General features: G+C 65.1%; 10 protein-coding genes. 8 read left to right on the top strand and 2 right to left on the bottom strand.

The annotated features are described in order from the left end of the window. The first annotated feature begins 144 nt into the window (after window positions 1–144). The 7 genes from JWQ89_RS02260 to JWQ89_RS02230 all read left to right on the top strand — a co-directional run bounded on the left by JWQ89_RS02260 (window position 145) and on the right by JWQ89_RS02230 (window position 5,256). Window positions 145–822, top strand: coding sequence for a glutathione S-transferase family protein (locus JWQ89_RS02260; RefSeq protein ID WP_299638040.1), 678 nt, complete (start codon window positions 145–147; stop codon window positions 820–822). A 239-nt stretch (window positions 823–1,061) separates the two neighbouring features. Further along, window positions 1,062–2,093 carry a Fic family protein gene (locus JWQ89_RS02255; protein ID WP_299638038.1) on the top strand — a complete coding sequence of 344 codons (1,032 nt, stop codon included), beginning with the start codon at window positions 1,062–1,064 and terminating at the stop codon, window positions 2,091–2,093. Continuing rightward, on the top strand, window positions 2,093–3,229 hold the full coding sequence (gene queG, locus JWQ89_RS02250; protein WP_299638037.1) for a tRNA epoxyqueuosine(34) reductase QueG: 1,137 nt from the start codon (window positions 2,093–2,095) through the stop codon (window positions 3,227–3,229). Before JWQ89_RS02255 ends, queG begins: the two co-directional genes overlap by 1 nt. 9 nt (window positions 3,230–3,238) lie before the next feature. Next, window positions 3,239–4,111, top strand: coding sequence for an SDR family oxidoreductase (locus JWQ89_RS02245; RefSeq protein WP_299638035.1), 873 nt, complete (start codon window positions 3,239–3,241; stop codon window positions 4,109–4,111). Next, a complete protein-coding gene (locus tag JWQ89_RS02240) occupies window positions 4,108–4,761 on the top strand; it encodes a GNAT family protein (protein WP_299638034.1) in 654 nt (217 codons plus the stop codon). The genes JWQ89_RS02245 and JWQ89_RS02240 overlap by 4 nt, the downstream gene beginning before the upstream one ends. Further along, window positions 4,758–5,006: a DUF6886 family protein gene (locus JWQ89_RS02235; protein WP_299638032.1), complete on the top strand. Its 249-nt coding sequence runs from the start codon at window positions 4,758–4,760 to the stop codon at window positions 5,004–5,006. Before JWQ89_RS02240 ends, JWQ89_RS02235 begins: the two co-directional genes overlap by 4 nt. Continuing rightward, window positions 4,999–5,256, top strand: coding sequence for a DUF6886 family protein (locus tag JWQ89_RS02230; RefSeq protein ID WP_299638030.1), 258 nt, complete (start codon window positions 4,999–5,001; stop codon window positions 5,254–5,256). The genes JWQ89_RS02235 and JWQ89_RS02230 overlap by 8 nt, the downstream gene beginning before the upstream one ends. A 33-nt stretch (window positions 5,257–5,289) precedes the next feature. Here the strand turns inward: JWQ89_RS02230 and JWQ89_RS02225 are convergent, their stop codons facing one another. Further along, entirely contained in the window at window positions 5,290–5,628 is a 339-nt protein-coding gene (locus tag JWQ89_RS02225; RefSeq protein ID WP_299638028.1) for a hypothetical protein, read from the bottom strand. 23 nt (window positions 5,629–5,651) lie between these two features. Further along, window positions 5,652–6,446, bottom strand: a complete 795-nt coding sequence (locus tag JWQ89_RS02220; protein ID WP_299638026.1) for an alpha/beta hydrolase — start codon at window positions 6,444–6,446, stop codon at window positions 5,652–5,654. Window positions 6,447–6,636: 190 nt separating this feature from the next. Between JWQ89_RS02220 and infC the strand changes: the two genes are divergently transcribed. Beyond that, window positions 6,637–7,173: a translation initiation factor IF-3 gene (infC, locus tag JWQ89_RS02215; RefSeq protein WP_299638042.1), complete on the top strand. Its 537-nt coding sequence runs from the start codon at window positions 6,637–6,639 to the stop codon at window positions 7,171–7,173. Window positions 7,174–7,221: the final 48 nt, after the last annotated feature.

Here is a 7,221-nt window from a genome sequence, read left to right as displayed (position 1 = left end):
ATAATCCCCAGGATCAGCGGCACAAAAAGACCTTGATCGACGTTCAACTGATCCCCTAACTCATCCCACCAGAGAGGCGGCGCGGGCGGCATCTAGCCCGATTTGCCCTGCCCCGCCAAGGATCGGCAAGGATCGTTTTCCCGCATGCCCAGGTTGCTGCAACACCGGCTTGACCCCTCCTCCCGACTGGCCCGGCTGATGTTCGCCGAATATGGCGTCGCCCCCGATCTCGATGACATCAAACCGTGGACGCGCGAGCCCACCCTGCTCGAGATCAACCCGGCGGCGACTGTGCCTATCCTCGTCGAAAGCGGCGAGCTGCCGGTGGTGGGAACCCTGGCGGTGATCCACGCCATCGAGGAGCGCTACGCCCCGAGCGCGGTGGCCGGGCTGTTCCCGGCCCAGCCGGCGCTCCGCAACGAGATGTGGCGGTTGCTCGAATGGGTGCTGGTCAAGCTCAACGACGAGGTGACCCGCTATGTGCTCGAGGAAAAGATCGTCAAGCGCGACCAGCGCGGCATGACCCCCGAGCCGGGCGTCTTGCGCGTCGCCAAGGCCAACCTCGCGGAGCACCTGCAATATTTCAACTGGCTCTTCGCCACCCGCCACTGGATCGCCGGCGACACCATGACGCTGGCCGATTTCGCGCTGGCCGCCCACCTCTCGAGCCTCGACTATCTCGGCGACGTGCTGTGGGACAGCTCGGCCGAAACCCGCCAATGGTACGCCCGCATCAAATCCCGCCCCGCCTTCCGCACGCTGCTCAACGACCGCGTGGCAGGGATGCCAGCCGCGGCGGGGTATGCGGATCTGGATTTTTGAAGGTGTAGGCGCGCTTGGTTGAATATGGCGCTCACCCGCCGCCTTGTTCAACTGACAGTTGCATAAGGGCCTGAATTGTGCCACTTATGAAACTGACAACTACGTTATAGCTCCCCATGAACAACCGACTTCGCTCGAACGGCCGGGCCGGCAGGTACGTCGCGCAGCCCCTGGGCTTCAGCGCGTTCATCCCTAGTGCACTGCCCCCGCAGAATCCGCCTCTCGCGATCGATACAGAGATGCAGGATCTGCTCTCGAACGCCGATCGCGCGCTCGGTCGCCTCGATGGCTCGATCCAGACCCTGCCCAACCCCGATCTGTTCGTCCTGATGTACATCCGCAAGGAAGCGGTCCTCTCGAGCCAGATCGAGGGAACGCAGTCCTCCCTGACCGATGTCCTGGAGGCGGAGGCCAACCTCCTCGACGCTCGACGGCCGGGTGATGTTGTCGAGGTGATCAACTACATCGATGCACTCAAATACGGCATCGCGAGGCTGCCGACGCTACCCATCTCCACCCGCCTCATTCGCGAGATTCACGAACAGCTGATGTCCGGCGTCCGCGGCCAGGAGCGCAATCCCGGAGAGATTCGAACCAGCCAGAACTGGATCGGACATGGCGGCAGCACGCTGAACAGCGCGATCTTCGTTCCCCCACCTGCCCATGAGGTGGGCGCAGCACTCTCCACGCTGGAGAATTTCGTCCATTCGAATGAGCGCCTGCCCGTTCTGGTCCGTATCGGGCTGGTTCATGCTCAGTTCGAGACCATTCACCCATTTCTCGACGGCAATGGTCGCGTGGGCCGTTTGCTCATTACCTTGCTGCTCTGCGAGCGGCAGGCGCTGTCGCAGCCGGTGCTCTACATATCCCACTATTTGAGAGCCAACCGGCAGCGGTACTATGAACTGCTGCAGGCGGTGAGGGACCATGGGGCCTGGGAGGAGTGGCTGAAGTTCTTCATTGAAGGCATTCGCACCGTGAGCGACGAGGCAACCGAGACCGCCAGAAGAATTGTGGCGTTGCGAGAGGCTCACCGCAAACTCATCACCGATAATTTTGCCCGCGCGGCAGCCAGCGCTCTTACTTTGCTTGAGGATTTGTTCAAACACCCTGTCGTGAGCGTCAAATACGTTGCGGAGCTGCTCGGGATGACCCAAGCGGGTGCCAACGTCCTTGTCCGTAGAATGGTTGATGCCGGCCTGCTGATCGAAATCACCGGCAATGCGCGCAACCGCGCCTTCCGCTACGGTCCCTACGTGGACCTCTTCTAGTGTCCGCCGACCTCCTCACCGAACTCCGCACCCGCGCCAAAACCCTCGGCTTCGACGCCTTCGGCATTGCGCGAGCCGACTCCCGGCCGGACCTGCCCGCCAAGCTCGACGCCGCCATCGCCCGTCACTGGCATGGCGAGATGGCGTGGATGGCGGAGACCGCCGAGCGCCGGGCCGCTCCCGGGGCGCTGTGGCCGGAGGCGCGGTCGGTGATCATGCTGGGCATGAACTACGGGCCCGACAGCGACCCGATGGCCGATCTCGCCCATCGCTCGCTCGGCAACATCTCCGTTTATGCGCGCAATCGCGACTATCACGACATCATCAAGGGCAAGCTCAAGGAGCTCGCCGGGCTGCTCAACCGCCGCACTGGGGCGGAGGTGAAGGTGTTCGTCGATACCGCGCCGGTGATGGAAAAGCCGCTCGGCGAGGGGGCGGGGATCGGCTGGCAGGGCAAGCACACCGTGCTGGTCAGCCGCGAACACGGCTCGTGGCTGTTCCTCGGGGCGATCTTCACCACTGCCGAGCTACCGGCCGACGAGCCGCATCCGGAAAGCTGCGGCAATTGCCGGCGCTGCCTCGATGTCTGCCCTACCAATGCCTTCCCGGCACCGTTCCAGCTCGATGCGCGCCGCTGCCTCAGCTATCTCAATATCGAGCATCCCGGGCCCATCCCGCTCGAGTTCCGCGAGCCGATGGGCAACCGCATCTATGGCTGCGACGACTGCCTCGCGGTCTGCCCCTGGAACAAGTTCGCCTCCGAGACGCACGAGATGAAGCTCCGCGCCCGGGACGATCTGAAATCCCCCGCCCTCGCCAATCTCGTCCAGCTCGACGATGCCGGCTTCCGGGCGCTGTTCGCCGGCTCGCCGGTCAAGCGCATCGGCCACGCGCGGTTCCTGCGCAATGTGCTGATCGCGGTAGGCAACTCCGGCGACGACGCGCTCATCCCGCTGGCCGAGGCGCGGCTCAGCGATCCCGAGCCGCTGATCCGCGGCGCGGCGGTGTGGGCGGTCCGGCGGCTTGTGGCCAAAGCACGCGCGGATGTGCTGGCGCTTGCGTTTTTGCCCGATGAAGGCGACATCAGCGTCCAGGCAGAGTGGAACGCGGTCGTCCAGCCGGCGCGCGCCAACTAGAGACCACCAATGGGCGTATTCTTCTTCGGCATGGGCTATTCCTCGCGGGCCACGGCGCGGGCCCTGCATCTCCTCGTCGATCCGGAAATTCCCGTCGCCGGCACGACGCGCAGCGCCGACGGCGCCGAGGCCTTCGCCGACACCAATTACCGCATACACGTGTTCGACGGCGAAGTGCCCGGCCCGACGGTCAGGGAGGACGTCCGTCAGGCCACCCACGTCATCCTCTCGATCCCGCCCGACGAGCGCGGCGATCCGGCGCTGAACCTCCACCGCGCCGATCTCGACGCGGCGCCGAACCTCGAATGGCTCGGCTATTTCTCCACCGTCGGGGTCTATGGCGATTTCAACGGCGAGTGGATCGACGAGGACGCGCCGACCCGCCCCCTCAACCCCCGGTCGCGGCAGCGCGTCGAGGCGGAGGAGGCCTGGCGCGCCTATGCCAAGGAGCGCGGCGTGCCATTGTTCATCGAGCGGCTGGCCGGCATCTACGGCCCCGGCCGCTCGGCCTTCGACAAGCTGCGCGAGGGCACGGCCCGGCGGATCGTCAAGCCGGGACAGGTGTTCAACCGCATCCATGTCGCCGACATCGGCCGGATCACGGCCCGCGCCGCCCAGGCAAAACTCGAGGGCACGTTCAACCTCACCGATTCCGAACCCGCCCCGCCGCAGGATCTCGTCACCTACGCCGCGCAGGTCATGGGGATCGAGCCGCCGCCCGAAGTGCCGTTCGACACCGCCGAGATGACCCCGATGGCAAAGAGCTTCTATTCCGACAACAAGCGCGTCTCGTCGAAGCGGGTGCTCGAGGCGCTCGGCACCGACCTGCTCTACCCCACCTATCGCGAGGGTCTCGACGCGATCTGGAACAGCCACCAATGAGCGGCCCGAAACCCGCGACGCCACCTGAGCCCGTGGTGCTCGAGGGCCGCTACGTGCGGCTCGAGCCGCTGAGCGTGAAGCATGCCGCCGACCTCTTCGAAGCCTCGAACGTCCCCGACGCGGAGGCGCGCTTCGCCTATCTCCCCGATCATGCCCCCAGGACGCAGGCCGACACCGAAGCGTTCATCGACAACGTCGTCGGCAAAGTCGACCCGATGCCATTTGCCGTCATCGACAAGGCGACCGGCAAGGCGGGCGGCCGGCAGGCGCTGATGCGGATCGTCCCCGAGCATGGCGTCATCGAGATCGGCTCGATCTACTGGGGCCCGTCCATCGCCCGCACCCGGCTCGCCACCGAGGCGCTCTACCTCTTCGCCCGCCACATCTTCGAAGACCTCGGCTACCGCCGCTTCGAGTGGAAGTGCAACAACCGGAACGAACCCAGCAAGCGCGCCGCCCTGCGCTTCGGCTTCACCCATGAAGGCGTCTTCCGCCAGCACATGATCGTCAAGGGCGAAAGCCGCGACACCGCGTGGTTCTCGATGCTCGACGCAGAGTGGCCGGCGCGGAAGGCCGGGTTCGAGCGCTGGCTGGCACCGGAGAATTTCGATGCCAAGGGGCGGCAACTCGCGCCCCTCACAGTCCGATGACCAGCCTGTTTCACGTCAGTGAGCGCGGCAATATCGACGTCTTCGTGCCGCGCCTGGCTGCCGATGGCGAAGCGAAGGTCTGGGCCATCGAAGCCCGCACTATCGTTAACTACTTGCTCCCCCGCGACTGCCCACGCGTCACCTTTCGGAAGGGGCACGGCAGCAGCCCGGCGGATTTGGCACTGCTTGAAGGGGCCGAGGCGGTCATCACGATTGAGGCGGGTCTGGGAGCAGCGCGTGCGTGAGGCAAAGCTGTTCGTCTACGAGATGCCGCCCGAAACCTTCAGGCTTGCCGACCGGACCGCCGGCTACTGGACCAGCCTCGCCAGCGTCGTACCGCGCTCATCGCGGGAGGTCGCCGACCTGCCGACCCGTATTGCCGAGACGGGCGCACGACTGCTGGTTCTCCCCTCGCTCTGGCCCCTGCACGACGCTGTCGCCGCCTCGGGGCTCGATTTCTCGATGATCCGAATGCGCAATGCCCAACCGCGATAGAACCGAAGGCAAGCAGCTGACGCCGCTCGCGTTCTAGCCCGGCAGGCTGTCGCCGGGAAAGCTGCGCACCGGGTGCACCTCGAAGGTGAACCAGCCGGCCTTGACGCCAGGATCGTCTTCCATCAGCTGCCGCGTCTCGTCGATGCTGCCGGTGAAAAAACCGATGCCGGCGATGTCGCTGTCGTCCGTCACCGGCGCGACGATGGCGAGCTTGCCGCTGGCGCGGAGCTCGAAATTGCGCCGGCCGTGCTCCCAGACGACCTGCCGGGCGCCCTCGGCCACATAGTTCGGCCCCTTCCTCAGGATAATGACGGTGTAAGGGCGCGACTTGCTCAGTATCTCCTTCATGTAGTCGTCGGTGATCGTGGTCATTGCCTGGCTCCAGTTCGCCTGCTTTACAATTCCAGCACCAGCTGCTCCGGCGGCACGGTCAGCTCGCGCGCCACCGCCGCCTGCAGCAGTTCGAGGTCCTGCTCCCGGCTCAGCCTATGGTCCCCATCCGGCACCAGTGTGAACGTCACGGGATCGGTCAGCAGATGCTGCACCAGCTTCAGCGCATGGTCGCGCGGCACATCGGGATCGCGCCCGCCCTGGAGGATCGTCACCGGGGCGCCGACGTCGATGCCCTTGCCGAACATCAGGTGCTTGCGCCCGTCTTCGATCAGCCTCGCGGTGATCGGATATGGCTGGTCCGAATAATCCGACGGCTGAAGGATCATTCCCGTCTCCTTCAGCGCCTTCTTTTCCTTCTTCGTGAACTGCCCCAGCATCAGCTCCTCGGTCATGTCGACCGCCGGCGCGATGAGCACCAGCGCCTTCACCCGGTCGCTGCCCTGCCGCTTCATCTCGCGGGCCAGCAGCAGCGCCAGCCAGCCGCCCATCGAGGAGCCGACCACCACCTGCGGTCCCGTGGTCAGCGCGAACACCGCCAAGGCCTCCTCGAGCCAGCGCGAAATCGTGCCATCGAGGAAGGCCCCGCCCGATTGGCCGTGGCCGGAATAGTCGAGCCGGGTCACCGCAAGGCCCTTCTCCGCGCCCAGCGCATCGAGCGCCATGGCCTTCGAGCCGGTCATGTCCGAGCGGTAGCCGCCGAGCCAGAAGATCCCGGGCGCGGCCCCCTCGCGGCGGATGGTGGCGATGGAACGCGCCTCGGCGCCTTCGCCGACCTCGACATAGCCTATCGACTCCACCTATGACCCCATTGTCGCTGACGTTTCGCCGCCGCCTTTTGCCCGCGCTTCACCTTCGCGGCAACAGTTTGTCGCGAAACCATCTCCGGCACGTGTTTCTTGTCTCTGGTGGTGTTGACTTATGGTCGTCACGGCACGATTTTAGCCGCGATTTCCCGCCGCTCCGGTAACAATTGAAGGATCGTCTGCCATTCGCCGTCCCATGAGACCTGTAGCGCCCCAAAAAGATGGGCCGCAATCCAACGAAGACATCTCCTCCCCCGACGTTCAGCTGATCGATGGCGAAGGCGCGAACCGTGGCGTCGTGCGGACGCGCGAGGCTATTGCCGAGGCGCAGGAGCAGGGACTCGATCTCGTCATCATTTCCCCGAACTCGACGCCGCCGGTCGCCAAGATGCTCGATCTCGGCCGCTTCAAATACGCTGCCCAGAAGAAGGCAGCCGAAGCGCGCAAGAAGCAGAAGGTCATCGAGGTCAAGGAAATCCAGCTGCGTCCGAATATCGACACGCACGATTACGAGACCAAGATGAAGGCGGTGCACCGGTTCCTCGAAGAGGGCGACCGGGTGAAGGTAACGATGCGCTTCCGCGGTCGCGAGATGGCGCACCAGGAACTGGGCATGCAGCTCTTGGTCAAGGTGCAGAACGAGCTCGAGGCGAAAGCCAAGGTCGAATCCTCCCCCCGCTCCGAAGGCCGCCAGATGGTGATTGTGCTGGCGCCGAAGTGACGGCGACGGCATCGGAATCAAAAAGGGCGGCTCTCGGGCCGCCCTTTG

This window comes from Devosia sp. (genome assembly GCF_028290645.1).
Classification (GTDB): Bacteria; Pseudomonadota; Alphaproteobacteria; order Rhizobiales; family Devosiaceae; genus Devosia_A.
The sequence above is the reverse complement of the archived record's forward strand: the minus strand, read 5'-3'. Positions and strand labels throughout refer to the sequence as shown.